Raw genomic sequence first — 26,516 nt, 5'->3', positions numbered from 1 at the left:
TCAGCCCCTCCCGCGCCGGAACAGGCCGCGGGAGCGCGGCGGCTCGGGCGGCTCCTGGACGGCGGACGACGGCGCGGGCACCGGCTCGCCGGTGACCGACGCGGCGAGGTGGGCGTAGGCCAGGCTCGCGGGGTGGCCGGGCTTGTGCGAGACGATGGGCGTTCCGGCGTTGGTGGCGGCGGCGATGTCGACGGCCGTGGCGACCTGTGCGCTGACCGGCATGTTGAGGATGCTCTCGACCTTCTCCACGCTGATGCCGACCTCGTCGTCGGCGCGGTTGAGGAGCAGGTGCCGGTGGCCGCGGGCGATGGACAGCATGTCCATGGTCTCGAGGGCGACCTTGACGTTCTTCAGCGTCGGCACGTCGAGGGTCGCGACGATCACGCACTCGTCGGTCTCGTCCAGCGCGGTCAGGGTGGCGTCGTCGAAGGACGGCGAGGTGTCGACCACGATGTAGTCGAAGCCGTCGCGCAGGGCCCGCAGGATGCGGGAGATGAGCAGCGGCGTGACCCGCTCGCGGACGTCGGGGTGGGCCGGTGCGGCCAGGACGGTCAGGGAGTCCTGGTGCCGGGTGAGCAGGCCCTCCAGCATCGCGAGGTCGATCGAGTCCTCCGAGCCGACGGCCTGCTCGATCGAGTGCGTGGGGAACAGCTGCATCGTGATCGCGACGTCGCCGAACGCCAGGTCCAGGTCGACCAGGCACACCTTGCGGGCGCCCCGGTCGGTCAGCGCGAGCGCCAGGTTGACCGACGAGGTCGTCTTGCCGACGCCGCCCTTGGGGGAGAAGACGGTGACGACCCGGCCGAGCTGGCGGGCGCCGCCCGGGCCGCGGAGCGCCTGGTAGAGCTGGTGGGCGCGCTCGACGGCGCTGGTGAGCGCCTTCTCGTCGCCGCCCGCGACCACGACGTCGCGGACGCCGGCGTGCATCGCCTTGGTCAGGACGTCGGTGTCGAAGTGGTCGCGGACCAGGACGACGCTGACCGTGGGGCGCTTGATGCGCAGCTCCTCGGCGGTGGCCAGGGCGGCGCCGAGGTCGACGGTCGGGCCGAGGGCCACGACGTACTCGTCCGGGTGCTGGTCGAGCCAGGCCAGGGCCCGCTCGGCCGAGGCGACCGCGTGGGAACCGGTGGGCATGGCGCGCACCAGGCTGTCGACGAGCGACGGATCCTGTTCGACGAGAACCGGCATGTCGTCCTCACTCGCTGTCGCGGATGGTGGCGCAGGGGCCCGTCTTGTCGAGCTGGACGTCGCTCTCTGCGTTGAGCAGGGCCACGGACAGCTCGCCGCGCTCGCGACCGTCCTGCAGCCATTCGAACTGCTTCTGGGTCACGGCGAGGTGGAGGGCCGGCGCGGCCTTCTCGGCGCTGTCACTGCTGCCGTCGGTGGCGGTCTCGGTCTGCCCGCCCTTCGAGAGGACGGTGACGCGGTCGATGAGCAGGCAGGTGGGCGTGCTCGGGTTGACCGTCAGGAAGACGGCGAGCTGCGAGCCGGGCTCGATGAACGCGCCGACCGGGAGGTCGAAGGACTCCGGCTTGGCGATCATGCCCGTGGGCAGCGGCAGCGAGGCCACGTCGACCGGGTCGCCGACGCCGCCGAACTTGGTGGACAGCAGCTGCTCGCCGGCGTACAGCGTGGTCAGCGCGACCTTGCCGTCGAGATCGCCCAGGTCGCTCTGGCGCAGCGCGTTCTCCAGGACCTGGCCCTGCGGCACGTCGGTCTCGGTGAGCTTGTTGGTCTTCAGCGCCGAGGCGATGCTCTCGCCCGCGACCACCGTCTTCCCGGCGGCCACGGTGACGACCTTCGTCGTCTGGTACTTCTCCGCGGCCCGCGACTCCGCGCCCCGCGCGAAGACGAAGACCAGCGCGACGCCGAGCGCGGCGATCACCGCGGCGACGACGAGCAACAACCTGCGACGGTCCACTTCAGAGCCCTCCCGCTCCCCATGTGCATGGTCACTGCTCCCCGGCTGCAGCGCACGGCGAGGCTAGCGAAGTCGACTGCGGTGGTGTGAGCAAAAGCCCCAATTGGAGCCGAATGATGCCCGATCGCAACGTCGGGGATGGCCCGTTGGGACTATGTCCCGGCAGGAGTGCCCGTCCGGCCGGGCCGCGGGCCTCAGCCGTAGAGGGCGGCGATCTCGTCGCGACACTCGCGCATCACGACATTGCGCTTCAGCTTCAGGCTCGGCGTCACCTGACCGGCCTCCTCGGTCCAGTCCGCCGGCAGGATGGCGAACTTCCGGATCGACTCGGCCTTGGAGACGGCCTTGTTGGCCTCGTCGACCGCGGCCTGCACCTCGGCGCGCAGGTCCTCGTCGTCGACCAGGTCGGCCACCTTGCCGGTCTTGCCGTGCTGCTCGGCCCAGGCCGGGAAGGCCTCCTCGTCGATGGTGACCAGCGCCGCGATGAACGGCTGGCCGTCGCCGACGACCAGGCACTGGCTGACCAGGGCGGCCGCCCGGACCCGGTCCTCGAGGACGGCCGGGGCGACGTTCTTGCCGCCGGCGGTCACCAGGATCTCCTTCTTGCGTCCGGTGATCCGCACGAAGCCCTCGTCGTCGACCTCGCCCACGTCGCCGGTGTGGAACCAGCCGTCGGCGTCGATCGCCTCGGCCGTGGCGGCCGGGTTCTGCCAGTAGCCGGTGAAGACCTGGCCGCCGCGGAACAGCAGCTCGCCGTCGTCGGCGATCCGGACGGCGGTGCCGGGGATCGGGCGCCCGACCGTGCCGACCTTCTGGGCGTCGGGCAGGTTCACGGTCAGCGCCGCGGTGGACTCGGTCAGCCCGTAGCCCTCGAGCACGGTGACCCCGATCCCGCGGTAGAAGTGCCCGAGCCGGTCGCCGAGCGGCGCCCCGCCGGAGACCGCGAACTCGCAGCGTCCGCCGAGGGCGGTGCGCAGCTTGCCGTAGACCAGCCGCGAGAACAGGGCGTGCTGGGCCCGCACCCGGATCGGCACCCGCCCGCCGTCGAGCGCACGGGAGTAGGCGATCGCGGTCTCGGCCGCGCGGTCGAAGATCTTGCCCTTGCCGTCGGCCGTCGCCTTCTGGGACGCGGTGTTGAACACCTTCTCGAAGACGCGGGGGACCGCGAGGATGAACGTCGGCTGGAAGGTGGCCAGCTGGGGGAGCAGGTTCTTGATGTCGGCGCTGTGGCCCAGGCGGGTGCGGGACTTGATGCAGCCGACCTGGATGATCCGCGCGAACACGTGCGCCAGCGGCAGGAACAGCAGCGTCGAGGCGCCCTCGGCGTCGAAGAGCCGCTCCAGCTCGGCGACCGCGACGCCCAGCTCGGTCTGGAAGTTGTCGTGGGTGAGCATGCAGCCCTTGGGCCGCCCGGTGGTGCCGGAGGTGTAGATCAGGGTCGCGAGGTCGGCCGGGCCGGCCGTCGTACGCCGGGCCTCGAGGGTGGCGTCGTCGATCGCCGTCCCCAGCTCGGTCAGGGCCGCGACGGCACCGTCCTCGATGGTCCACAGGTGCTCGAGCGCGGGCAGCGTGGCGCGGGTCGCCTCGACCCGGGCGCGGTGGCCCGCGTCCTCGCAGACGACGGCGCGGGCGCCCGAGTCGGAGAGGATCCAGCCGATCTGCTCCTCCGAGGAGGACTCGTAGATCGGCACGGTCGCCGCGCCCGCGAACCAGATCGCGTAGTCGAGCAGGGTCCACTCGTAGCGGGTGCGCGAGATCAGGGCCACCCGGTCGCCGGGCGCGACGCCGGCCGCCATCAGCCCCTTCGCGACCGCCGACACCTCGGCGAGGAAGGTGGCGCACGACACGTCGTCCCAGCCCCCGTCGACGTTCGCGCGGCTGAACTGGACGGCGTCCGGCGCCTCCGCCGCGTTGCGGACCACGTCGTCGGTGAGGTTGCCCGTCGTCGGGATCTCGATGGTCTGCGGGGTCGAGTACTCGCGCACCCGTGCAGGTTACCGCCGAGTTGGGCCCGCGCGGACCACACCCGTCGGCGGTGCCGGTTCGGTCCGGTAGCCTTCCGGCCATGGCCGAACAGACGTCCTCGTCGATCGTCGTCGACGCCCCTGCCGCGGATGTGATGGCCGTCATCGCCGACTTCGCGGCCTACCCGCAGTGGGCCAAGGGCGTCACCGTGGCCGACGTGCGCTCGTCCTACGACGCCGCCGACCCGACCCAGGCCGGCCGGGCCCGCGAGGTGTTCTTCGCGCTGGACGTGTCGCCGATCAAGGACGAGTACACCCTCTCCTACGTGTGGGACGGCGACCGCCAGGTCACCTGGACCCTGGTCGAGGGCAAGATGCTCAAGGCGCTGGAGGGCGCCTACGTGCTGCGCGAGACCGGCGGCGCGACCGAGGTGACCTACCGGCTGGCGCTCGACGTCTCCATCCCGCTGATCGGCATGCTCAAGCGCAAGGGCGAGAAGATCCTGATCGACACCGCGCTCAAGGGCCTGAAGAAGCGCGTCGAGTCCGGCGCCTGAGGTCTGCCCGTGCGGATCGTTCTCTTCACCGGCAAGGGCGGTGTCGGCAAGTCCACCGTGGCCGCCGGCACCGCCGCCCTCGCGGCCGCGCGCGGGCTGCGCACCCTGGTGATCTCGACCGACGCCGCGCACTCCCTGGCCGACGCGTACGGCGCGGTCTCGGCGGGCTCGACCAACCCGGGCGCCGAGCCGATCGAGGTGGCGCCCGGCCTCCACCTGCAGCAGGTCGACGCCCAGCTCCGCTTCGAGCAGTCCTGGGCCGACATCCAGCGCTACCTGCTCTCCGTCCTCGACGCCGTCGGGATGGACCCGGTGGCGGCCGAGGAGATGACGGTGATCCCGGGCGCCGAGGAGGTGCTGGCCCTGCTGGAGCTGCGCCAGCACGCCCGCTCCGGGAGCTGGGACGTGATCGTCGTCGACTGCGCACCGACCGCCGAGACGCTGCGCCTGCTGGCCCTGCCCGAGGCGCTGGGCTGGTACCTCGAGCGGCTGCTGCCCATCCAGCGGCGCCTGGTCAAGGCGCTGCGGCCGGTGCTCAACCGGGCCGCGGGCGTGCCGATGCCGGGCGACGCCGTCTTCGACACGATCACCCGCCTGCACGGCGAGCTCGACGACGTCCACGCGCTGCTGTCCGGCCCCGACTCGACGGTGCGCCTGGTGCTCACGCCCGAGCAGGTCGTGCTCGCCGAGGCGCGCCGGGCCTACACCAGCCTGTGCCTGTTCGGGTACCGCGTCGACGGGGTGGTCGCCAACCGGGTCTTCCCGGCCGGCGACGACGACCCGTGGCGGGCGGGCTGGGTGCGCGCCCAGGCCGACGTGCTGCGCGAGGTCGCCCAGTCCTTCGGCGGGCTGCCGGTGTGGACCTCGGAGTACCAGGCCGCCGAGCCGGTCGGCGTGCCGGCGCTGAGCACCCTCGCGGCCGAGCTGTACGGCGCCGCCGACCCGCTCGCCGTACCCGCCGGCGAGGGGCCGTTCCGGGTGTCCCGCGGCGACGACGGCGGCGCCGTCGCCCACCTGTCCCTGCCGCACGTGTCCCGCTCCGAGGTCGACCTGGCCCGCAACGGCGACGAGCTCGTGCTCACCGTCGGCTCCTACCGCCGGCTGCTGACCCTGCCGCCGGGCCTGGCGCGGCTGCGGGTGGCGGGCGCGCGGGTGGTCGAGGGCGAGCTGCGGGTGCGGTTCACCGAGCCCGAGCGGGTGGAGGCGCGATGACCGACGACAGGCCCGGCGACAGGCCCGACGACAAGCCCGACGACATCGGCAGCGTGGGCGAGGAGGCGATGAAGCTCCTCGGCGCCTTCGCCGACCTGGCCCGCCAGCACACCGGCGACGCCGCGGGCGGGCTCGGCAACCTCGCGGGGCAGGCCGCGTCGATGGCCCACGAGGTCGGCGAGCACCTCGCGACCGACGCGGTCGAGTGCAGGTACTGCCCGGTGTGCCGGGTGGTCCACGCGGTCCGGCAGACCTCCCCGGAGGTCAAGGCGCACCTGATGGTGGCAGCCTCGTCCCTGCTGCAGGCCGCGGCCGGCCTGTTGGAGACGCCGCGGGACGGCTCGACCCGGGGCTCCGAGGTGCAGCGGATCGACCTCGACGACGAGGAGCCCACACCGTGACCGGCAGCCTGACCTGCGGCATCGACATCGGCGGCACCAAGATCGCCGGCGCGGTCGTCGACGAGGACGGCACCGTCCTCGCCGAGGCGCGCGTCGTCTCGCCCGCCACCGACCCGACCGCGATCGAGGCCGCGGTCGCCGGGCTGGTCGGGAAGCTGGTCGCCGAGCACGCCGTGACCGCGGTCGGCGTCGGCGCCGCCGGCTACATCGCCTCGGACCGCTCCACGGTGCTCTTCGCCCCCAACATCGCCTGGCGCAACGAGCCGCTGGGCGCCGACCTCGGCCGGCTGGTCGGGCTGCCGGTGGTGGTCGAGAACGACGGCAACGTCGCGGCCTGGGGCGAGTTCCGCTACGGCGCCGGGCGCGACCACGACGACCAGCTGATGGTGACCGTCGGCACCGGCGTCGGCGGTGGCGTGATCGCCGGGGGCCGGCTGCTGCGCGGCGCCCACGGCGTCGCCGGCGAGATCGGCCACCTGCGCCTGGTGCCCGACGGCCGCCTGTGCGGGTGCGGCAACCACGGCTGCCTGGAGCAGTACGCCAGCGGCTCCGCGCTGGTTCGCGACACCCGCGAGGCGGTGCTGGCCCACCCGGCCGCGGCGGCCGGACTGCTCGAGCGCGCCGGCGGCAGCGTCGAGGCGATCGACGGACCCTTGATCACGACGGCCGCGCAGGCCGGCGACGCGTTCGCGGTCGGCCGGCTGGAGGTGCTCGGCGACGCGCTGGGCCAGGGGATCGCGTCCCTGGCCGCCGTGCTCGATCCGGGCGTCGTGGTGATCGGCGGTGGGGTCAGCGAGGCCCGCGAGCTGCTCCTCGACCCGGTCCGGGCGGCCTTCGAGCGCGAGCTCACCGGCCGCGGCTACCGGCCCGAGGCGGAGATCCGGCTGGCCGCGATGGGGAACCGCGCCGGGGTCGTCGGCGCGGCGGACCTGGCCCGCGGCTGAGATGACCACCGACACCTGGGTCGGCGTCGACGTCGGCGGCACCAAGGTGCTCGCCGTGCGGATCGACGCCGCCGGCGTCGTCCGGGCGAGTGCGACCCGCCCGATGCCGGGCCGCTCCGCGGGCGGAGCGGAGGTCGAGGAGGCGGTGGCGCGCGCCGCCCGTGACGTGTACGCCGACCGGGAGCCGCGAGCGCTCGGCCTCTCGGCGGCCGGGCTGGTCGACGGAGCGGGGGAGCGCTTCCTGTTCGGCGCCCACCTGCCGTGGCGGGACGCGCCGGTGCGGCGTGCGCTCGCCGAGCGCACCGGACTGCCCGTCGTCCTCGACAACGACGCCAACTGCGCGGCCCACGCGGAGCTGGTCGCGGGCGCGGCCGTCGGCGCCGGCTCGGCCCTGCTCATCACCATCGGCACCGGCATCGGGGGCGCGCTCGTGCTCGGCGGCCGGGTGGTGCGCGGGGCGCACGGACTGGCGGGGGAGTTCGGGCACATGCAGGTCGTGCCCGACGGCCTGGCCTGCGAGTGCGGGCTGCGCGGCTGCTGGGAGCAGTACTGCAGCGGCCGGGCCCTGGAGCGGGTGACCCGGGTGGCGCTCGGCCGTCACCTCGACGGCCCGGAGGTGACCGCCTTGGCGCTCGCGGGCGACCGGGTCGCGCTCAGCTCGTTCGCCTCGGTCGGCACCTGGCTGGGCGTCGGCGCGGCGGGGCTGGTCTCGGCGTTCGACCCGGAGCTGGTCGTCGTCGGCGGCGGGGTGTCCGCGGTGGGAGAGCTGCTGCTCGGCCCGGCGCGCACCGCCCTCGCCGGCGCGCTGCAGGGCACCGGCTACCGCGCCGTACCCGACCTGGTGCCGGCCCGGCTCGGTCCCGAGGCGGGCGCGATCGGCGCCGCCCTGCTCGCCCGGGACGGCCGCGGGTGAGCGAGCGGCTCGACCCGGTGCGGGCCTGGCTGCTGTGGGGACTGACCAGGCTGGTGCTGGTCGTGCTGCTGCTGACCTGGGAGTCCGGCTCGGTCACCGATCTCAACTACTACCGGTCCAGCCTCGCCGACCTCGACGCCCACGGCGTCGGCGGGACGCTGGCGGAGTACCCGGTGCCGGCGTTCCTGCTGCTCGTCGCGCCCTACGCCCTGCTGTCCCTCGCCGGCCTCACCGACCTCTACCAGGCGCTGGTCCTGGTCCTGCTGCTGCTCCTCGACGCCGCCTTCCTGCGCGCCCTGCTGCACCGCGCGCGGACGGTGCCGCCCGTGCTGGCGTGGATCGTCGCCACGGCGGCGCTCGGTGCGATCAGCTATGCGCGCTTCGACCTGGTCCCCGGCGTCCTCGTCGGCCTCGCCCTGCTCCGCCTTGTCGACGCGCCCCGACGCGCGGCGGTGCTCGGGGCGCTCGCGACGGGCGTCAAGTACAGCCCGGCGCTGGTGCTGCCCGCGCTGGCGGCGCCCGCCGCCGCCCGGTCGCGAGTGGTCGGAGCCGGGGCGCTGGCGGGGCTCGGGCTGGTGGCGGTCAGCGTCGCCGTCGGGGGCTGGGACCGGATCGTGTCCCCGCTGTCGTACCAGAGCGACCGGGGCCTCCAGATCGAGTCGGTCGCCGCCACGCCCGCGATGCTCCGCTGGGCGCTCGCTCCCGGCGAGCACCGGATCTTCTTCGCGCGCTCGCTCGCGTGGGAGATCGACGGGCCCTGGACCGACGCGCTGCTCGTCGGGTCCGGCATCGTCACGGCGCTGCTGCTCGTCGTGCTGGTCGGCCTGTGGGCGCTGGCCTGGGTCCGGCTGCCCGACGCCCGGACGGGACTACCGGCCGTGGTGTGGCTGACGCTCGGCGCGCTGAGCGCGTTCGTGGTGAGCGGCAAGGTGCTCAGCCCGCAGTACCTGCTCTGGCTGCTCCCCGCCGCGTGCGCCGGGCTCGCGCTGCTGGAGGGGACGGACCGCCGGAGACTGGGCCACTGGACCGTCGCCCTCCTGGTCGCGGCGGTGCTGTCGCACGTCGTGTACCCGCACGCCTACCGCTCCTTCATCGACGGGCACTCCGGCACCAGCCTCGCGGCGGCGCTGGTGCTGGCCGTGCGCAACCTGCTGCTCACCGGTCTGTGCGTGGCGGCGCTGGCGGCGGCAGGGGACGCGCTCAGACGCGTGCCCCGTCGTCCCAGGGATCCCGCGGCGAGCCCGGTGTCCTGAGCACGAGATAGCAGAACCCGCCGACGAACCAGGCCACGAGCAGCCAGCCGAGCCACGTCGGCATGCCGATCCCGAGCACCAGGAAGACCAGCAGCACCGTCGGGGAGCCGAAGACGCCCAGCCAGGCGAGCAGCCGGTCGGCCGGCGGCACGGGCACGGGCGGCGCCTGGTCGGGCACGAACCGGTCGTCGTCGACGAGGTCGATCTCGTCGTAGGCCGCCTCGTAGCGGTCGTCGTAGCGCTCCTCGTCGTCCTCGGCGTCGGGCGCCGGGCCGGGGTCGAGGTCCTCCCCGTCGCGCGCCTCGAGATCGACGCGCTCGCCGTAGTTGTCGACGATCGCCTGCCAGGCGGCGGCGTCGTAGTCCGGGTCGTCCCGTTGCACGCCTTCAGGCTACGCCTCGGAGCCAGCGCGGGTCAGACCCCGGCCACCCGCGCGACGAACGCCGCCGACTCCTCGAAGATGGTGGGCGCGTCGTTGTCGAGGGTGGCGACGTGGAAGCTGTCGGGAAGGGCCACCCGGGTGACATCGGTCGAGGAGATCCCGGCGCGCACCAGCGGCTCGGAGGCCTCGTCGACGACGTGGTCGTCGGCGGAGCGGAAGTAGATCAGGGGAGCGGTGATCCGCGGCAGGTCGGCGCGCAGCGCGGGCCAGGCCTGGATCAGCGAGTGGATCGCCTTGAGCGGGGTGCGGTCGTAGCCGTGCTCGTCGACCCCGGGCTTCTTGATGTCGTTGGCGATCGCGGGGAAGGAGGGCACCAGGTGCTTGAGGACCGGCAGCAGCCGTACGTCGAGCCGCTTGGTCGCGACGGCCGGGTTGACCACCATCACGCCGGCGACCTCGTCGGGCCGGTCGGCGGCCAGCCGGAGCACGAGTGCGCCGCCCATCGAGAGCCCGCCGACCACGACCGCGTCGTGCTCGGCCCGGAGCGCGTCGAAGGTGCGGGTGAGCTCGGCGTACCAGTCCGTCCAGCGGAGGGTGTTGAGCTCGCGCCAGGTGGTGCCGTGGCCCGGCAGCAGGGGGACGGCGACGGCGTACCCGAGCGCGCCGAGGTGCTCGCCCCAGGGCCGCATCGACGCCGGCGAGCCGGTGAAGCCGTGGCTGAGCAGCACGGCGATCCGGCGCCCGCCGGTCAGCTCCGGCCGGGCCGGGATGGTCAGGGGGGCGGACGCGTCGGCGGCGTGGCCCGGGGTGCTCGGAGGCATGACGGGATTGTGCCGCACCCTCCCGGCGAGGACACCCACTCATCTAGGATCCGTGGCAGTGGCGTCCGTCCGGGCGGGGGCCGTCCCTGGGGAAAGGTCCGAGAAGGTTGTTCTACTGGTTCTTGAAGTTCGTCGCTCTCGGCCCACTGCTGAAGGTCGTGTTCCGTCCTCGTGCCGAGGGCGTCGAGAACGTCCCCGCCACCGGGCCGGCGATCCTCGCCAGCAACCACCTCTCCTACGCCGACTGGCTGTTCATGCCGCTCGTGATCCCGCGGATGGTGCGCTTCGTCGCGAAGGCGGAGTACTTCACCTCGCCCGGCATCAAGGGCTGGCTGCAGAAGAACTTCTTCAGCGGCACCGGCAACATCCCGATCGACCGCACCAGCGGTGACGCCGCGTCGGGCGCGCTGGTGTCCGCGAAGCGGGTGCTGGCCGACGGCGAGCTGTTCGGCATCTACCCCGAGGGCACCCGCTCCCACGACGGCCGCCTCTACCGCGGCAAGACCGGCATCGCGCGGCTGGCCCTGGAGACCGGCGTCCCCGTCATCCCGGTGGCCGTCGTCGGCACCGACGTGGTGGCGCCCCCGGGCAAGAAGTTCGGCCGGATCACGCGCCCGACGGTGCGCTTCGGCAAGCCGCTCGACTTCTCGCGCTACGCCGGCATGGAGAACGACAGGTTCATCCTGCGCTCGATCACCGACGAGATCATGTACGAGATCATGCGGCTCTCCCAGCAGGAGTACGTCGACATGTACGCCACGCGCGCCAAGGCCGAGTCGCGCAAGTCCGACGGCAAGCCCGACGGCGGCGACCAGCGGAAGCTCGCATCCTGAACTACGCCGCGCTCGCCGTCGAGGACCGGATGTTCCGGGCCCTGGCGGTGCTGCGGGTCGTGGTGCTCGGCTACGCCGTCGCCCTCAACGCCTACCGCAGCAACTTCGACCACCCGGTGCTCGGCTGGGTCTGCGTGGCGGTGATGGTGGTCGCGACCGTCGCCGCGACCGTCGTGTACGCCGCCCCGGAGCGGCGGGTCCCGGCGGTGCTGCTGGCCGACCTGGCCCTGGCGGTCGGGCTGCTGCTCGCGACGCCGGTCGTCAAGGGACCCTGGTTCCAGGCGACCATCCCCGGCTACTGGATCGTCGGCGCGCTGCTGGCCTGGGCGGTGCGCTATGGCTGGCGCGGCGGGACGGTCGCCGCCGTCCTGCTGGGCGCGGTCGACCTGCTGACCCGCGACCACGTCGCCCAGAAGGACTGGGGCAACGTCTTCCTGATCCTCCTCGGCGGCTCGATGGTCGGCTTCGTCTGTGAGTCGCTGAAGGCGATGGCCGCCGAGCGCGACCAGGCCCAGCGCGAGGCCGCGGCCGCCGCGGAGCGGGCCCGGCTGGCCCGGGCGGTCCACGACGGGGTGCTGCAGGTGCTGTCCCTGGTGCAGCGTCAAGGCGGCGAGCTGGGCCGCGCGGCCGGCGCCCAGGAGCAGGCGCTGCGCACCCTGATCCGCTCCCAGGACGCGGTCACCGCGACGCCGCAGGCGCTCGCCGGGCACGCCGACCTCGCCGGTGCGCTGGGCGCGCTGGGGTCCCGGCCCGGCGTCGAGGTCGCCCTGCCCGCGGGTACGGTCGCGCTGCCCGCCCACGCCGTGACCGAGCTGGCGGCCGTGGTCGGGGCCTGCCTCGACAACGTCGAGCGCCACGTCGGTGCCGACGCCCGGGCCTGGGTGCTGGTGGACGACCTCGGCGACCGGGTCGAGGTGAGCGTGCGCGACGAGGGCCCCGGCATCGCCCCCGGCCGGCTGGAGGTCGCGGAGCAGGAGGGGCGGCTCGGCGTGAGCGAGTCGATCCGGGGCCGGATCCGCGACCTCGGCGGGACCGCCTCGCTCGACACCGGCTCCTACGGGACCGAGTGGACCTTCGTCGTACCGCGGGAGGAGGACCGATGACCATCCACAGCACCCATCCCTTCGCCGACGCGGATCCCGACCCGGCACGCCGTTTCCGCGGCCGGGTCGGCGGCGCCGTCACGCTGTGGACCGCGGGCGACGAGCGGGACCGCGCCGGCCTGACCGTGACCTCGCTGATGGTCGCGCTCGGCCCGGCGCCGTCGGTGCTCGCGCTGCTCGACCCCGACTCCGACCTGCTGGACGAGCTGCGCTCCTCGGGCCGGGCCGTCGTCCAGCTGCTGACCTGGGCCGACCGCCAGCTCGCCGAGGCCTTCGCCGGCACCGCGCCCGCGCCCGGTGGCCCGTTCCGCCAGGCCGCCTTCGTCGCCGAGGCCCACGGGCCGCGCCTCGCGAGCGCCACCACCTGGGCCGGTGTCCGGCTGAGCGAGGAGCGGGAGGTCGGCTGGTCGGTGGAGGTGACGGCCGTCCTCGAGCAGGTCGTGGTCGGCGACGAGGACGACCCGCTGCTGCACCGCCGTGGTCGGTTCCTGCGGGTGCCGTGAGCACCGGCTAGGGTCCCTGCCATGACGGACCCGATCCGGGTGATGGTCGTCGACGACCACCCGATGTGGCGCGACGCCGTCGAGCGCGACCTCCAGGCGGCGGGCTTCGACGTGGTCGCGGTGGCGGCCACCGGCGCCGAGGCGATCGCGCGCTTCCGCGCGACCCGGCCGCAGGTCGTCGTCCTCGACCTGCAGATCCCCGAGCCGAGCGGCGTCGAGGTGACCGCGCAGGTCCTGGCGGCCGAGCCGTCCTCCCGGGTGCTCATCCTCTCGGCGTCCGGCGAGCAGGACGACGTGCTCGCCGCGGTCAAGGCGGGCGCGACGGGCTACCTCCTCAAGTCCGCGTCGCGCGACGACCTGCTCACCGCCGTACGCCGGGTCGCGAAGGGCGACACCGTCTTCACCCCCGGCCTGGCGGCGCTGGTGCTGGGGGAGTTCCGGCGGATGAACGAGCCGGCCACCCCGCCCGGCGAGCGGCTGACCGACCGCGAGACCGAGGTGCTGCGGATGGTGGCCAAGGGACTGTCGTACAAGGAGATCGCCGAGCGACTGGTGATCTCCCACCGCACCGCGCAGAACCACGTGCAGAACTCGCTGCGCAAGCTGCAGATGCACAACCGGGTCGAGCTCACCCGGTACGTCATCGAGCAGGGCCTCGACCAGGACGAGGACTGACGGCTCCGTGGCGGAGCGGCAGCGGGCCCGGCCGCGCCAGGAACGGGCGGTCCAGACGCGGCGGCTGCTGCTCGACACCGCGGTCCGGATCCTCGACCGCGACGGCCTCGACCGGCTGACCACGACGGCGGTGATCCGCGACGCGCACGTCAGCAGCGGGACCTTCTACCGCTACTTCAACGACCGCACCGAGCTGCTCGGCGTCCTTCGGGAGGAGGCGGTGCGCGCGATCAGCGACGACCTGATGGTCAGCGTCGTCGACGCGCTCGAGCTCGACCTCGACGCCGCGCTGCGGATGGTCGTGGTGACCCTCGTCGACGGCTTCGAGCGACACCGCGGCGTGATCACGGCGATGGTCAACCAGCTGCCGGCCGGCAGCAGCGCCAACGTGCTGCCCGAGATCGAGGCCGACCTGCACCGGCTGGCCTCGCTGCTGCCGCGCCGGCACCGCCCCGACCTCGCGCCGGAGCAGCTCGAGGCCGTGGTGTTCATGCTGATGGGCGTCCTGGTCTCGACCTGCCTGCGGATCGCGCTCGCCCGGCCCGAGGGCGTGGCCCGCGCGGACCTGGTCGACCTCACCGTCGCGATGATCGGCGCCGGGCTGCGATGAGTCTGGAAGACTCCGAGCGTGGCTGACCTGCTGGAGATCGCCGACGAGCTCTACGCGCTGCCGCTCGCGGAGTTCACCCCGACCCGCGACGCGCGGGCCAAGGAGCTCAAGGGCACGGCGCTCGCCGCGCAGGTCAAGGCGCTGCGCAAGCCCAGCACCGCCGCCTGGGTCGTCGACCTGCTGGTCCGCCGGGAGGCGGGCCAGGTCGACCAGGTCCTCAGCGTCGGGGCCGCCCTGCGCGAGGCCCAGCAGGCGATGTCGGCCGGCGAGCTGCGGGCGCTGACCAAGCAGCGCCGCCAGGTCACCGCGGCCGTGACCACCCAGGCCCGCCGGATCGCCGCCGAGGAGGGGATGCGCGTCACCGAGGCCGTCGCCGAGCAGGTGGAGGCCACCTTGACCGCCGCGATGGTCGACGCCGAGTGCGGCCGCGCGGTCCGCAGCGGCCTGCTCGTCAGCGCCCTGCGCACCACCGGCGTCGAGCCGATGGACGCCGCCGACCTCGCCAGCGCGGTGGCCCTGCCCGAGGCGCTGGGCTTCAGCGCGACGCCGCGCGAGGCCCCCCGACCGGGACCACCCGACCTGCACGTCGTACCCGACCCGGACCGGGCGGCCAAGGCCGTCGCCGCCGCGGAGGAGCGCCTCGCCGCGGCCGAGGAGGAGTACGACGCCGCCCGGGCCGCCCACGACGACGCCTCCGGCGAGGTGGACCGGCTCTCCGCGCGCTCGCTGCAGCTCGAGGCGGAGACCGACGAGCTGCGTCGCCGGCTGGCCGACCTGGAGGACCAGGCCGAGGCGCTGGAGGAGGAGCTGGCCGAGGCGGAGGAGGTCCGCGACGGCACCGGCGCGGACCTGCGCACCGCCACCGCGGAGCGGGACGCGGCGCAGCGGGCGTTGGAGCGGGTCAAGGCTCGTTGACCGACCCGCCGGCCGCCGGGTCGGCGTACTCCTGGAGGTGCGGTCACAGCAGCCCCAGGAGTGTCACTGGGCGGGTGTTTCTGGCACTTGTCCTGCGTTGCAACGCCCGACAAGTGCAGGAATCGCCGGTCGACCGGCGATTCCTGCAACCCCTCACCCGTCGCCGCGCACGATCCCCAACACCCGCCGGTCGATCCAGGCCAGGTCGGGCGCGACCCGCATCTCGTAGTTCTCGGTGCCGACCCAGGTGTGGAAGTCGCGCAGCCCGGCCGCGGCGGCGAACGCCTCCAGCTCCTCGCGCAGCGCCGGGTCGACGGCGACCTTCTCCTCGTCGGTGGAGGCGGTCAGGTAGAGGTCGTGCAGGTCGAGCAGCCGGGTCAGCTCGTCGATCGGCGCGGCGTGGTCGTCGACGCGCAGGTCGACCGCGACGTCGTCGAGGCCGCCGTAGCCGGCGCCCTCGCGGACCACGAGGATCGCCGCCGACTGGCGGCCGCGGCGGTCGCCGCCGCTGGCGTCGCCGGCCGCCAGCGCCGCCAGCAGCCGGTCCTGCAGCGGCGCGTCGGGCGGGCTCTCCAGCCAGGCCGACTCCATGGCCGCGACGACCTCCTCGCCGGCCAGGCAGTTGCCCTGGACGGCGTAGCCGTCGCCGGTGCGGCCACCGGCCCAGGGGATGCACTCGGCCCCGGTGTGGGAGGCGGCGTTGCCGTCGAGGTCGACGATGCCGACCTGCCGGTGGGCGCGGCCCTCGTCCTCCTCCAGCAGGCGCTGCAGTGCGACGGATGCGGTCGCGCCCTCGTCGAGGTGCGAGAGCGCGAGGCCCTTGTAGGCGACATTGGCGTCGGCCTGGGTGGCGAGCGCACCGACTCCCGCGACCGCCGCGGGTACGGCGGAGCCGACCGCGAGGAACTTGGAGGCGACGGCGACACCCCAGGTCTCGCCGTCGGCGGAGCGGGCCACGATCGAGAAGGTCATGGGCAGAGCCTAGATACCGCGCCGAGAAGCGACGTACGTTGGGAGCCATGCGCGTGGGAGTGCTGACCGGAGGCGGTGACTGCCCGGGGCTGAACGCCGTGATCCGGGCCGTGGTGCGCAAGGGGGTGAACGACCACGGGTTCGAGTTCGTCGGCTTCCGCGACGGCTGGCGCGGGCCGCTGGAGGGCGTGACGATGCCGCTCGGCATCGAGCAGTGCCGCGGCATCCTGCCGCGGGGAGGCACCATCCTCGGCTCGTCGCGCACCAACCCGTTCGCCATCGACGACGGCGTGCAGCGGATCAAGGACAACCTCGCGGCCGCCGGCGTCGACGCGCTGGTCGCGATCGGGGGCGAGGACACCCTCGGCGTCGCGACCCGGCTGGCCGACCTCGGGGTCGCGGTGGTCGGCGTACCCAAGACGATCGACAACGACCTCTCCGGCACCGACTTCACCTTCGGCTTCGACACGGCCGTCAACATCGCGACCGAGGCGATCGACCGGCTGCACACCACCGCCGAGTCCCATCACCGGGTGCTCGTCGTGGAGGTGATGGGCCGCCACGCCGGCTGGATCGCGCTGCACGCCGGGATCGCCGGGGGAGCCAGCGCCGTGCTCATCCCCGAGGTGCCCTTCGACATCGAGGCGGTCTGCGCGCACGTCGAGACCCGCTTCCGCAGCGAGTACGCGCCGATCATCGTGGTCTCGGAGGGCGCGCTTCCCGCCGACGGCACCGGCATGACGCTGGTCAGCGGCGAGAAGGACGCGTTCGGGCACGTCCGTCTCGGCGGGATCGGCGACCGGCTCGCCCACGAGATCGAGCAGCGCACCGGCAAGGAGGCGCGGGCCGTGGTGCTCGGCCACATCCAGCGCGGCGGCACGCCCTCCGCCTTCGACCGCTGGCTGGCGACCCGGTTCGGGCTGCAGGCCATCGACGCGGTCGCCGACGGCGAGTTCGGCGTGATGGTGGCGCTGCGCGGCACCCGGATCGAGCGGGTGCCGCTGGTCGAGGGCACCGGCGAGCTCAAGCTGGTCAGCCCGCAGGAGTACGCCGAGGCCCAGGTCTTCTTCGGCTGACCGGATCCGCGGCGAGGTCGACGTCGACGACCAGCGCCCGGTGGTCGGAGAGCCGCATCAGCCGGGCCTCGGCGACCGCCGGCAGGACCGGCTCGGACAGCACGTGGTCGAGCTGCTCGACCGGCCGGTCGGCGGGGAAGGTCGGCTCGGCGGCGAGGGGGTGCAGCCCCGAGATCCGGGCGGCCCGGTCGACGCCCAGGTTGAGGTCGCCGGTCAGCAGCAGCGGCCGGGGCGACCCGGACAGCGCTCGGACCAGCCGCCGCAGCTGGCGCCCGTTCCACCACCGCACGAAGGACAGGTGGGTGGTCGCGACGGTCACCGGGCCGTGCTCGGCGGCGACGGTCGCCGCCACCGCGACCCGCGGCTCGTCGCGCACCCAGGTCGGCCGGGTCCGGCCGGGGAACCACATCGGCACCCGCGTCGCCGTCGCGGGCAGCCGGACCACCTGCCAGCCGGTCACCGGCAGTCGGCTGAGCAGGGCGATGCCGTACGCCGCGTCGGTCGGCTGCTCGTCCCCGGTGGCCGCGGTCCAGGTCGCGCCCGGGCTGCCGGCGAGCGCGGCGACGAAGCGGTGGTCCGTGGCGCCCATCGCCTCCGCGGCCAGCGCGGTCAGGTCCGCGTGGCCCGAGCGCTGGAGCAGGTGGTCGACCTCCTGCAACGCCAGCACGTCGGCGTCGAGGTCGCGGATGGCGTCCTGCAGCACGCTCACGTCGACCTCGTGGTCGTGCTGGGTGCGGCCGCCGAGGATGTTGAAGGTCACGATGCGCATCCCGTCCCCGGTACCCGCCCGGATGCTCGGCACCCGGCCGGGTACCTCGACCACGCGAGGTGATGCCGGGTGGTCGAGGCAGGGGAGGGTGCCGGAGGATCCGGACACCTGCGGGAGGCGCTGAAGCTGGTGGCCGTGCGCCTGAAGGAGGCCGACGTGCCGTTCGCCCTGGCGGGCAGCTACGGCCTGTGGGCCCGGGGCGGCCCCGAGCCCGACCACGACGTCGACTTCATGATCGCCGAGGAGGACGCGGCCCGGGTGAAGGACGTGCTCGCCGAGAGCGGCCTCGACGTCGTCCAGCCGCCCGAGGACTGGCTGTTCAAGGTGTTCGTCGACCGGGCGATGGTCGACGTGATCTTCCGGGTGCGCAACGAGCCGATCGCCCGCGCCCGCTTCGCCGACGCGGAGGAGATCGAGGTCGAGTCGGTGCGGATGCCGGTGCTGTCCGCGACGGTGCTGATGGCCGACAAGCTCGGCTCGCTGGAGGAGCACGCCTGCGACTTCACCGCCGTGCTGCCGGTGGCGCGGGCCGTCCGTGAGCAGGTCGACTGGCGCACCGTCGCCACCGAGACCGCCGACAACCCGTTCGCCGCCGCCTTCCTCGGCCTGCTCGAGGCACTCGGCGTGGCGTCGGCCCAGCGCGGCGACATGCCGCCCTCGCCCCCAAATGCTTCCGTTTCGCCGCGTCCTGCGCGAAGGTGAGGCACGGGTACTTCCGACATCGGGGAAGGAACGACACCAGATGAGCACCGAGACCACGGGCGCCACCGCGCCGGGACAGCAGGGACAGCCGGAGCTGAAGCGCGTCCTCGGACCAGGGCTGCTCCTCCTGTTCATCGTCGGCGACATCCTCGGCGCGGGCGTGTACGCCGTCACCGGCCGGCTCGCCGGACAGGTCGGCGGGATCGCCTGGCTGCCGTTCCTCGTGGCGTTCGCGATCGCCACGCTGACGGCCTTCTCCTATCTCGAGCTCGTCACGAAATACCCGCAGGCGGCCGGGGCGGCGCTCTACGCCCACAAGGCGTTCGGCATCCACTTCGTGACCTTCCTGGTCGCCTTCACCGTCGTGTGCTCGGGCATCACCAGCGCCTCGACGTCCTCGGGCCTGCTGGCGTCCAACCTGCTGATCGGGCTCGGCAACGACGCACCGAGCAACGGCCTGGTGCTGACCGTCGCCCTGGCGTTCATGCTGGTGCTGGCGCTGGTCAACCTGCGCGGCGTCGGCGAGAGCGTGAAGTTCAACGTGGTGCTCACCCTGGTCGAGATGACCGCGCTGGCGATCGTCATCGCGATCGGCTTCTGGGTCATCGGCAAGGGCGACGGCAACCTCGACCGGGTCACGGTCTTCGAGAGCCCCGACGACAAGGGCCTGTTCATGGCGGTCACCGTCGCGACCGCCATCGCGTTCTTCTCGATGGTCGGCTTCGAGGACTCGGTCAACATGGTCGAGGAGACCAAGGACCCCGAGCGGATCTTCCCGCGGATGATGCTCACCGGGCTCGGCATCGCGGTGATCATCTACATGCTGGTCGCGATCTCGGTGGTGGCGGTGATCCCGACCGACAAGATCGGCACGCCCACCAACGCCGAGGCCGGCATCCTCATCGACGTCGTCAAGATCGGCGCCCCGGACCTGCCGATCGACGACTTCTTCCCGTTCATGACGGTCTTCGCGGTCGCCAACACCGCGCTGATCAACATGCTGATGGCGAGCCGGCTGATCTACGGCATGGCCCAGCAGCGGGTGCTGCCGCCGGTGCTCGGCAAGGTGCTGCCGAGCCGCCGCTCGCCGTACGTCGCGATCGGGTTCACCACCCTGCTGGCCTTCGCCCTGATCACCTACGTCCGCCTCGGCTCCGAGAGCACCATCGTCGGCTCGCTGTCCGGCACGACCGCGCTGCTGCTCCTCGCGGTCTTCACCATCGTCAACATCGCCTGCCTGGTCCTGCGCCGCGAGCCGAGCCGGCCGCACGCCTTCAAGGCGCCGACGGTGGTGCCGATCCTCGGCGCGATCCTGTGCGCCTACCTGCTCGGTCCGTGGGCCCGGCTGGAGGCCGACATGATCCAGTACAAGATCGCCGCCGGCCTGCTCGGCCTCGGCATCGTGCTGTGGCTGCTGACCCGCCTCGTCTACAAGCCCGAGGGCGGGCACTTCGCCGACATCGAGCACATGGACGTCGATCCGACCGACGACTGAGCACTGGGTACGATTGGGCGGTGAGCAGCCTTCCGTCCCTCGAGCAGTTGCACGCCATCGGAGCGAAGCAGCAGCCGACGTACGACGACCCAGCGGCCCTGGCCGCCGCCGTCGCACGCCTGCGCACGCTGCCCCCGCTGGTCTTTGCGGGCGAGTGCGACGAGCTCAAGGCCAAGATCGCGGCGGCCAGCCGGGGTGAGGCATTCCTGCTCCAGGGCGGCGACTGCGCCGAGACCTTCGTCGACGCCACCGCCGACAACACCCGCAACAAGCTGCGGGTGCTGCTCCAGATGGCGGTGGTGCTGACCTACGCCGCGTCCGTGCCCGTGGTCAAGGTCGGTCGGCTGGCCGGCCAGTACGCCAAGCCGCGCTCCTCCGACACCGAGACCCGCGACGGGGTCAGCCTGCCGGCGTACCGCGGCGACGCGGTCAACGGCTTCGAGTTCACCCCCGAGTCGCGCCGGCCCGACCCCCAGCGGCTGCTCGACGTCTACCACGCGTCGGCGTCCACGCTGAACCTCGTGCGCGCCTTCACCACCGGCGGCTACGCCGACCTGCGCCAGGTGCACACCTGGAACTCCGAGTTCGTGCGCAACTCGCCCGTGGGCCAGCACTACGAGGCGATGGCCGCCGAGATCGACCGTGCCCTGACCTTCATGAAGGCGATCGGCGCCGACCCCGAGGAGTTCCACCGGGTCGACTTCTACTCCTCCCACGAGGCGCTGCTGCTCGAGTACGAGCACGCCATGACCCGCATCGACTCGCGCACCGAGAAGCCCTACAACGTCTCGGGCCACATGGTCTGGATCGGCGAGCGCACCCGCCAGCTCGACGGCGCCCACGTCGAGTACTTCAGCCACATCAGCAACCCCATCGGCTGCAAGCTCGGCCCGACCGCGACCGCCGACGACGCGCTCGCCCTCGCCGCCAGGCTCAACCCCACCAACGAGCCCGGCCGGCTGACCTTCATCACCCGCTTCGGCGCCGGCAAGATCCGCGACGGCCTGCCCGGCCTGGTCGAGAAGGTCACCGCCGAGGGCGTCGACGTCGCCTGGGTGTGCGACGCGATGCACGGCAACACCTTCGAGGCGTCCAACGGCTACAAGACCCGCCGCTTCGAGGACGTGCTCGACGAGGTGCAGGGCTTCTTCGACGTCCACCGCGCGCTCGGCACGGTCCCCGCCGGCATCCTCGTCGAGAACACCGGCGACGACGTCACCGAGATCGTCGGCGGCGGCGAGGAGCTCGACGAGCAGGGCCTGGCCCACCGCTACGAGTCCGTGGTCGACCCGCGCCTGAACCGCGTGCAGTCGCTGGAGCTGGCCTTCCAGGTCGCCCAGATGCTCGGCCGGGCCTGACGGTCAGGCCGGGGCGCCGCGGAGGCGCACGTCGCTGATCGCGGTGAAGTCCCGGCCGTTCGGGCCCTTGCCCGGCGCCGACACCTCGACCAGGTGGAGCACCACCCGTCGGGTCGCGACCGGACCGACCGGCGTCAGCTGCATGCTCTGCCGGTTGTCGAGCTCCTGGGTGATCCGGGTGCCGTCGTCGAACTCCCACTGCACGGCCCGGATCCGCCGGTTGCCGTGGTACCAGTCGTCGGCGCCGTCGACCTTGGCGTAGCCGTTGACCAGGCCCACCTCGGTCAGCACGACGTCCTCGCCGAGGTCGAAGACCAGGGTGGCGCCGGTGCCGTCGCCGGGCATCCGCCAGGCGGTGCGCGGCCGGCCGTCGAGCATGTTCTCCGCGACGAAGCTCACCGGACGGTTCTCCCGGTCCCGCGACTCCGGCGCGGTCGCGGGGACCTCGGCGCGGGCCCCCGCCGTCAGGTCGCGTACGTCGCCCGGCGCGGGGGCCTCGACCGGCCCACCGGTGCCGGTGCTGTCGGGTGTGCCCGGGGTGACCGGGGTGACCGGGGTGACCGGCGTGACCGGCCCGGTGCCGTCGTCGGCCCGGGACGAGCCGTCGCTCGCGCCGTCGCCACCGGCCCGCACCAGCAGGAAGGCGCCGATGCCGGCGACGAGCGCCAGCACCGCGATGCCGGCCAGCCAGGGCAGCCAGGGGGTGCCGCTCCGCTCGCGGCCGGGTCCGGGCGCGGGCGGGGGAGGCGGCGCGACCTGGGTCACCGCCGCCGGAGGGGGCGGCGGGGCCGCGGGAGGCGGGCCGGGCGGCGAGGTCGGCGCGTCGGCGTACAGCGGATAGCGCGCGGCGGGCGGCAGCTGCCCGGTCGGCGGGGGCACGACGGGCGCACTCGGGACGGGCGCCGCCTCCGGGTGCCGGCCGGGAACGGGCTGTCCGCAGTTCGTGCAGAACCGGCCGACCCCGAGCGCGTGCCCGCAGCTGGTGCAGTCCGTCGGGGTGGTCATCGCGGGGCTCACCGTACCCCGAGGGGACGGTGAGCGGCCGAAACTGCGCGCTCAGCCCGCCAGCGCGCGGCGGCAGGCCTCCGCCTCGATGTCCTCCAGGTCGTGCTCGAGCACCTTGCGGGTGCGGTCGTAGCTGAATCCGCCGAACATCGCCCACATCGCCCGCGACAGCACGGAGCGGTGGCTCATCTCCACCGTCGTGGTCATCGCCAGCCGGGTCCCGGTCGCCTCCGGGCCGGACGGCGTGAGCCGGTAGGCGGTGCGGATCACGTCGTTGCCGACCTCGGCCTCGACGACGGTGCGCCGCTCCGGCTCGGACTCGACGACGTGGAGCTCCTCGGGCCCGTGGTGCCCGAAGAGGGTGCGCCGCTCGCGCCAGGTGGTGCCGACGTCGTAGCCGCCCTCGGTGAGCAGCTCGCTGTCGCTGACGCTGCGCAGCACGTCGTCGGCGTGGGCGACGTCGGTGATGACGTCCCAGACCTGGGCGGGCGGGGCGGGGATCGTGCTGTGCACGTGGATGATGTGACCGGCCATGTTCACTCCCAAGGGTTGGTCCCCCCACCTCCCATGGTGCGCCCGACGGCCCGGTCTGGCCAGCCCTCACACCGCGAGGTGGGTGACCTCGCCCTCGACGTGCCGGCGGGGGACCAGCTCGACCACGAGCATCGCGACCAGGACCAGCAGCCCGCCGCCGAGCATCCGCGGGCTCAGCGACTCGCCGCCGAGCAGCACGGCGAAGAGCGCCGCGAACACCGGCTCCGTGCTCATGATGATCGCGCTGCGGGTCGGCGGCAGGTGCGCCTGCGCCCAGGTCTGCGCGAGCAGCGCCGCCGCGCCCGCGAACAGCGCCATGTAGACCAGGCTCAGCCAGTCGCCGCCCCGCTCCGGCAGCACGATCCCGGGCTCGCCCGACACCAGCGCGGCCACCAGGCAGATCACGGCGATCACCAGGAGCTGCAGGATCGACATGCCGAGCGCGTCGCCGGCGCGCGACCAGACGCCGAGGGCGACGATGTGCGCGGCGTAGAGCAGTGCCGCGACCAGGGTGAGCGCCTCGCCGTACCCGATCGAGAGGCCGTCGAGGGTCAGCACCCCGAGCCCTGCGGTGGCGAGCAGCACCGCGCCCCACGTCGCCGGCGTGATCCGGGCGCGCAGCACCACGGCGGCGAGCAGCGGCGTCGCCACGACGTACAGGCCGGTGACGAAGCCCGACACGCTGGCGGGGGTCTGCGCCAGGCCGGCGGTCTGCAGCAGCTGGGCGAGCCCGTAGAGCGCGCCCAGCGCCACCGCCCGGCGGCGTACGTCGGGAGCGAGCCGCGCCACCGCCCGCGGCGCCACCAGCAGCATCACGCCCCCGGCGAGCAGGAAGCGCACCGCCAGGAAGTCGACCGTCGGGACCCGCTCGAGGAGGTCCTTGATGAGGAAGAAGGTCGAGCCCCAGCACGCGGTCATCGCGAGCAGGGCGAGCGTCGCCAGCAGCGAGGTACGACGGGAGCTGCTGCCGGCGAGCGCGGACGGCTCAGACGACATACAGCACGACCGTGCTGCCCTTGCGCACCTTGGCACCGCCGCCCGGCTCGGTGCTCCAGGCCACCGAGCCGTTGATGTAGATGTCGGCGTGCTCGACGCGGACCTTCAGCCCGAGGTCCTCGAGCATCGCGATCGCGTCGTCGGTGGACTTCAGCCGCACCGCCGGCACCACGACCAGCTCGGGGCCCTTGGACACGACCAGCTCGACCTTGTCGCCCTTGTAGAGGGTGCCGGTCTCGGGGGTCTGGCTGATCACGCGGCCCTCGGGGACGTCGTCGCTGTACGTCTCGTCGACGACCTCCACGTCGAGGCCCTTCTTGCCCAGCACCTGCTTCGCCTTGTCGGCGTCCTTGCCGACGAAGCTGCGGACCTTGAGCGGCTTGCGGCCCTTGGACACGACCAGGGTCACCGAGGTGCCGACCGGCAGCCGCTGCGCCTCGGGAGTTCCGAAGGCCGGAGTGGACCGGATCACCCGGCCCGCCTCGACCGTCTCCGACCACTCCTCGACCGGCTGGCCGGCGACGAACTTCACCTCGGCCAGGGCCGCGGTCGCCTCGTCGACGGTCTTGCCGGTGAGGTCGGGGACGTCATAGCGCTCCTTGCCGAGGGAGACCGTGAGGCGCACGTCGCCGTCGGGCAGGATCCGGTCGCCGGGACGCGGGTCGGTCGCGATCACCACGCCCTTGGCGACGCTCTCGGAGTAGACCTCCTCGACCTTCACGCCCAGTCCCGCCTCGTCGAGCTTGGTGGTCGCGGCGGCGCGCTCCATCCCGATCACGCCGGGCGTGGTGGTGTAGCGACCCCAGCCGACCCACCAGCCGGTGCCGCCGATCGCGGCGGCGAGCAGGACGAGCACGAGGGCGACGGCGATCCGCTTGGCGCGGCCGGGCCTGCGCTGGCGAGCGGGCCGGCGCTCCTTCGGCGGGGCCGGGGGAGCGGGCGGTGGGGGCGGCACTGGCGCGGCGGCCCGGGGCCGCTCGACGATCACGGAGGTGCGCTCGTGGTCGGCCGTGACCAGGTCCGGCATGCCGTCCCACAGCGAGCTGACCGGCTCCGGGGTGGTGTCGCCGTCGACCTCGGCCACCTGGGCGGCACGCACGGCCGGCAGCAGGTCGGCGACCAGCTCCGGGTCGCTGCGCACGCCGTGGTGCAGGGCCTGGACGACCCGGCGGACGTGGTGGAGCAGCACCGTCGCGTCGGCCGGGCGCAGGCTCGGGTCGCGGGTCGTGGCGCGCGCGGTCAGCGCGTCGACGTAGTCGGGGATGCCGGGGACGACGGACGACGGCGGCGGGACGTCCTCGTGCACGTGGCGGTAGGCCACCGCGATCGGCGTCTCGCCGGTGTGGGGCTTGGTGCCGGTCAGCAGCTCGAACAGGATCACGCCGGCGGCGTAGACGTCGGCCCGGGCGTCGGCCCGCTGCTCGACGACCAGCTCCGGCGCGAGGTAGGAGACGGTGCCGATGAGCACGCCATTGGTCGCGGTGTGCTGGGTGTCGGCGCTGACCGCCCTGGCCAGCCCGAAGTCGGCGACCTTGACCCGGCCGTCGTCGGCGATGAGCACGTTCTCGGGCTTGACGTCGCGGTGGATCAGGCCGGCGCGGTGGGCGGCGCCCAGCGCGGAGAGCACCGGGTCGAGGAGGGCGAGTGCCCGCTCCGGCGACATCGGCGCGTCCTTGGTCACGGTGTCGCGCAGGGTGTGCCCCGGGACGTACTCCATGACCAGGTAGACGGTGCCGTCGGTCTCGTCGCGGCCCTGGTCGAACACCGCGACCACGTTGGGGTGGGAGATCCGGGCCGCGGCCTTGGCCTCGCTGACGAACCGGCGCGCGAACGAGTCGTCGTCGTGGGTGGTCGAGTCGCCGAGCCCGGGATGCATGATCTTGACCGCGACGGTGCGGTCCAGCCGGGTGTCGACGGCCTCGTAGACGCTGGCCATGCCGCCGCGCGCGATCCGGATGCCGATCCGGTAGCGGCCGTCGAGCAGCCGCCCGAACTGGTGGTCCTCCACCCGCTTCGTGGCTGAGGGGTCGCCTGACCGCGCGGCGGGGCCGCCGCGAGCGCGCTGGTCTTCGTGCACAGCGACCCTCCTGTGCATGTTCTGCTGGACCGGCCGGGGAAGTGACCGGAACGACCATGGTACGGGCCCGGGCCACGCCCGGGCGCAGCCACGCCGGGGCCGGGAGCCGGGCCACGGCGGGGTCGCGCGCGCGGTGAGGGAAGATGGACCCATGAGCGAACCGCGACTGGCCGACCACGATCTCGCCGTCCTCGTCGAGGACTGGTTGGACTGGGACCAGGCCGCCGACCTGATCGGGGTCACCCCCGCCAAGGTGCGCACCATGGTCCGCGAGCACCAGCTCGCCGCCGCCGTGCCCGCCCCCGGCCGGCGCCAGGCGATCCCCGCGCTCTTCCTCGTCGACGGCGAGCCGGTCAAGGGCCTGCCCGGCCTGCTGACGGTGCTCCACGACAACGGCTTCGACGACCGCGAGTGCATCGCCTGGATCTTCCTCGACGCCGACCTCCCGGGCCGCCCGATCGACGCGCTGCTCGAGAACCGCGGCTCCGAGGTCAAGCGCCGCGCGCAGGCGCTCGCCTTCTGAGG

At 73.6% G+C, this 26,516-nt stretch carries 28 protein-coding genes; 17 read left to right on the top strand and 11 right to left on the bottom strand.

Annotated elements, in window-relative coordinates; translation table 11 throughout:
• The 3 genes from JOD66_RS01725 to JOD66_RS01715 form a co-directional block, all read right to left on the bottom strand.
• A complete protein-coding gene (locus JOD66_RS01725) occupies positions 1 to 1,188 on the bottom strand; it encodes a CpaE/TadZ family protein (RefSeq protein ID WP_204835231.1) in 1,188 nt (395 codons plus the stop codon).
• 7 nt (positions 1,189 to 1,195) lie between these two features.
• Entirely contained in the window at positions 1,196 to 1,906 is a 711-nt protein-coding gene (gene cpaB / locus JOD66_RS01720) for a Flp pilus assembly protein CpaB (protein WP_204835230.1), read from the bottom strand.
• Between the two features lie 209 nt (positions 1,907 to 2,115).
• Entirely contained in the window at positions 2,116 to 3,906 is a 1,791-nt protein-coding gene (locus tag JOD66_RS01715) for an AMP-dependent synthetase/ligase (RefSeq protein WP_204835229.1), read from the bottom strand.
• An 80-nt stretch (positions 3,907 to 3,986) separates the two neighbouring features.
• On the opposite strand from JOD66_RS01715, the gene JOD66_RS01710 reads away from it, so the two are divergent.
• From JOD66_RS01710 to JOD66_RS01685, 6 genes are read left to right on the top strand one after another with little or no spacing between them, the layout of a single operon-like run.
• Positions 3,987 to 4,442 (top strand): SRPBCC family protein, encoded by a 456-nt coding sequence (locus JOD66_RS01710; RefSeq protein WP_204835228.1) that lies wholly within the window; start codon positions 3,987 to 3,989, stop codon positions 4,440 to 4,442.
• A gap of 9 nt (positions 4,443 to 4,451) precedes the next feature.
• Positions 4,452 to 5,654 (top strand): ArsA family ATPase, encoded by a 1,203-nt coding sequence (locus JOD66_RS01705; RefSeq protein WP_204835227.1) that lies wholly within the window; start codon positions 4,452 to 4,454, stop codon positions 5,652 to 5,654.
• Complete coding sequence (locus JOD66_RS01700; RefSeq protein WP_204835226.1) at positions 5,651 to 6,055, top strand: hypothetical protein; 405 nt, start codon at positions 5,651 to 5,653, stop codon at positions 6,053 to 6,055. Before JOD66_RS01705 ends, JOD66_RS01700 begins: the two co-directional genes overlap by 4 nt.
• Complete coding sequence (locus tag JOD66_RS01695; protein WP_307823235.1) at positions 6,052 to 6,999, top strand: ROK family glucokinase; 948 nt, start codon at positions 6,052 to 6,054, stop codon at positions 6,997 to 6,999. The genes JOD66_RS01700 and JOD66_RS01695 overlap by 4 nt, the downstream gene beginning before the upstream one ends.
• A 1-nt stretch (position 7,000) precedes the next feature.
• The gene (locus JOD66_RS01690; RefSeq protein WP_204835225.1) at positions 7,001 to 7,912 is read left to right on the top strand and encodes an ROK family protein; all 912 of its coding nucleotides are present in this window, start codon (positions 7,001 to 7,003) and stop codon (positions 7,910 to 7,912) included.
• The gene (locus JOD66_RS01685; RefSeq protein ID WP_204835224.1) at positions 7,909 to 9,165 is read left to right on the top strand and encodes a glycosyltransferase 87 family protein; all 1,257 of its coding nucleotides are present in this window, start codon (positions 7,909 to 7,911) and stop codon (positions 9,163 to 9,165) included. The genes JOD66_RS01690 and JOD66_RS01685 overlap by 4 nt, the downstream gene beginning before the upstream one ends.
• Here the strand turns inward: JOD66_RS01685 and JOD66_RS01680 are convergent.
• Both JOD66_RS01680 and JOD66_RS01675 read right to left on the bottom strand, forming a co-directional pair.
• A complete protein-coding gene (locus JOD66_RS01680; RefSeq protein ID WP_204835223.1) occupies positions 9,113 to 9,547 on the bottom strand; it encodes a hypothetical protein in 435 nt (144 codons plus the stop codon). The two genes, JOD66_RS01685 and JOD66_RS01680, sit on opposite strands and share 53 nt — an antisense overlap.
• A 32-nt stretch (positions 9,548 to 9,579) precedes the next feature.
• A complete protein-coding gene (locus tag JOD66_RS01675) occupies positions 9,580 to 10,368 on the bottom strand; it encodes an alpha/beta hydrolase (protein ID WP_204835222.1) in 789 nt (262 codons plus the stop codon).
• A gap of 122 nt (positions 10,369 to 10,490) precedes the next feature.
• Here JOD66_RS01675 and JOD66_RS01670 point away from each other — a divergent pair, with 122 nt between their 5' ends.
• The 6 genes from JOD66_RS01670 to JOD66_RS01645 are packed head-to-tail and all read left to right on the top strand — an operon-like array spanning position 10,491 to position 15,007.
• Complete coding sequence (locus JOD66_RS01670) at positions 10,491 to 11,201, top strand: lysophospholipid acyltransferase family protein (RefSeq protein WP_307823234.1); 711 nt, start codon at positions 10,491 to 10,493, stop codon at positions 11,199 to 11,201.
• Between the two features lie 29 nt (positions 11,202 to 11,230).
• Entirely contained in the window at positions 11,231 to 12,304 is a 1,074-nt protein-coding gene (gene macS / locus JOD66_RS01665) for a MacS family sensor histidine kinase (RefSeq protein ID WP_239545024.1), read from the top strand.
• Positions 12,301 to 12,807, top strand: a complete 507-nt coding sequence (locus JOD66_RS01660; RefSeq protein ID WP_204835220.1) for a flavin reductase family protein — start codon at positions 12,301 to 12,303, stop codon at positions 12,805 to 12,807. The genes macS and JOD66_RS01660 overlap by 4 nt, the downstream gene beginning before the upstream one ends.
• 21 nt (positions 12,808 to 12,828) lie before the next feature.
• On the top strand, positions 12,829 to 13,482 hold the full coding sequence (locus JOD66_RS01655; RefSeq protein WP_204835219.1) for a response regulator: 654 nt from the start codon (positions 12,829 to 12,831) through the stop codon (positions 13,480 to 13,482).
• A 7-nt stretch (positions 13,483 to 13,489) separates the two neighbouring features.
• Entirely contained in the window at positions 13,490 to 14,092 is a 603-nt protein-coding gene (locus tag JOD66_RS01650) for a TetR/AcrR family transcriptional regulator (protein WP_204835218.1), read from the top strand.
• Between the two features lie 18 nt (positions 14,093 to 14,110).
• Positions 14,111 to 15,007 carry a hypothetical protein gene (locus JOD66_RS01645; RefSeq protein ID WP_204835217.1) on the top strand — a complete coding sequence of 299 codons (897 nt, stop codon included), beginning with the start codon at positions 14,111 to 14,113 and terminating at the stop codon, positions 15,005 to 15,007.
• A gap of 153 nt (positions 15,008 to 15,160) precedes the next feature.
• On the opposite strand, the gene JOD66_RS01640 is transcribed toward JOD66_RS01645, so the two are convergent.
• On the bottom strand, positions 15,161 to 15,979 hold the full coding sequence (locus JOD66_RS01640; RefSeq protein ID WP_204835216.1) for a DUF1028 domain-containing protein: 819 nt from the start codon (positions 15,977 to 15,979) through the stop codon (positions 15,161 to 15,163).
• Positions 15,980 to 16,026: 47 nt separating this feature from the next.
• Between JOD66_RS01640 and JOD66_RS01635 the strand changes: the two genes are divergently transcribed.
• Positions 16,027 to 17,055: a 6-phosphofructokinase gene (locus JOD66_RS01635; RefSeq protein WP_204835215.1), complete on the top strand. Its 1,029-nt coding sequence runs from the start codon at positions 16,027 to 16,029 to the stop codon at positions 17,053 to 17,055.
• Here JOD66_RS01635 and JOD66_RS01630 read toward each other — a convergent pair.
• Positions 17,012 to 17,824 (bottom strand): endonuclease/exonuclease/phosphatase family protein, encoded by an 813-nt coding sequence (locus JOD66_RS01630; RefSeq protein WP_204835214.1) that lies wholly within the window; start codon positions 17,822 to 17,824, stop codon positions 17,012 to 17,014. The two genes, JOD66_RS01635 and JOD66_RS01630, sit on opposite strands and share 44 nt — an antisense overlap.
• 69 nt (positions 17,825 to 17,893) lie before the next feature.
• On the opposite strand from JOD66_RS01630, the gene JOD66_RS01625 reads away from it, so the two are divergent.
• From JOD66_RS01625 to JOD66_RS01615, 3 genes are read left to right on the top strand one after another with little or no spacing between them, the layout of a single operon-like run.
• On the top strand, positions 17,894 to 18,526 hold the full coding sequence (locus tag JOD66_RS01625) for a nucleotidyltransferase domain-containing protein (protein WP_204835213.1): 633 nt from the start codon (positions 17,894 to 17,896) through the stop codon (positions 18,524 to 18,526).
• A 40-nt stretch (positions 18,527 to 18,566) separates the two neighbouring features.
• Positions 18,567 to 20,021, top strand: a complete 1,455-nt coding sequence (locus JOD66_RS01620) for an APC family permease (RefSeq protein WP_204835212.1) — start codon at positions 18,567 to 18,569, stop codon at positions 20,019 to 20,021.
• A gap of 20 nt (positions 20,022 to 20,041) precedes the next feature.
• The gene (locus tag JOD66_RS01615; RefSeq protein ID WP_204835211.1) at positions 20,042 to 21,379 is read left to right on the top strand and encodes a class II 3-deoxy-7-phosphoheptulonate synthase; all 1,338 of its coding nucleotides are present in this window, start codon (positions 20,042 to 20,044) and stop codon (positions 21,377 to 21,379) included.
• Positions 21,380 to 21,382: 3 nt separating this feature from the next.
• On the opposite strand, the gene JOD66_RS01610 is transcribed toward JOD66_RS01615, so the two are convergent.
• From JOD66_RS01610 to pknB, 4 genes are all read right to left on the bottom strand, one after another.
• Positions 21,383 to 22,384 carry a discoidin domain-containing protein gene (locus JOD66_RS01610; RefSeq protein ID WP_204835210.1) on the bottom strand — a complete coding sequence of 334 codons (1,002 nt, stop codon included), beginning with the start codon at positions 22,382 to 22,384 and terminating at the stop codon, positions 21,383 to 21,385.
• Between the two features lie 51 nt (positions 22,385 to 22,435).
• Positions 22,436 to 22,918 carry an SRPBCC family protein gene (locus JOD66_RS01605; RefSeq protein WP_204835209.1) on the bottom strand — a complete coding sequence of 161 codons (483 nt, stop codon included), beginning with the start codon at positions 22,916 to 22,918 and terminating at the stop codon, positions 22,436 to 22,438.
• A 66-nt stretch (positions 22,919 to 22,984) separates the two neighbouring features.
• On the bottom strand, positions 22,985 to 23,914 hold the full coding sequence (locus JOD66_RS01600; RefSeq protein WP_204835208.1) for a DMT family transporter: 930 nt from the start codon (positions 23,912 to 23,914) through the stop codon (positions 22,985 to 22,987).
• Positions 23,904 to 25,922 carry a Stk1 family PASTA domain-containing Ser/Thr kinase gene (pknB, locus tag JOD66_RS01595; protein ID WP_307823232.1) on the bottom strand — a complete coding sequence of 673 codons (2,019 nt, stop codon included), beginning with the start codon at positions 25,920 to 25,922 and terminating at the stop codon, positions 23,904 to 23,906. The genes JOD66_RS01600 and pknB overlap by 11 nt, the downstream gene beginning before the upstream one ends.
• A 220-nt stretch (positions 25,923 to 26,142) precedes the next feature.
• Between pknB and JOD66_RS01590 the strand changes: the two genes are divergently transcribed.
• Complete coding sequence (locus JOD66_RS01590) at positions 26,143 to 26,514, top strand: Rv2175c family DNA-binding protein (protein ID WP_204835206.1); 372 nt, start codon at positions 26,143 to 26,145, stop codon at positions 26,512 to 26,514.
• The last annotated feature ends 2 nt before the right edge of the window (positions 26,515 to 26,516 follow it).

Origin of the sequence: Nocardioides nitrophenolicus (assembly GCF_016907515.1) — a bacterium.
Taxonomy (GTDB): domain Bacteria; phylum Actinomycetota; class Actinomycetes; order Propionibacteriales; family Nocardioidaceae; genus Nocardioides; species Nocardioides nitrophenolicus.
The sequence above is the reverse complement of the archived record's forward strand: the minus strand, read 5'-3'. Positions and strand labels throughout refer to the sequence as shown.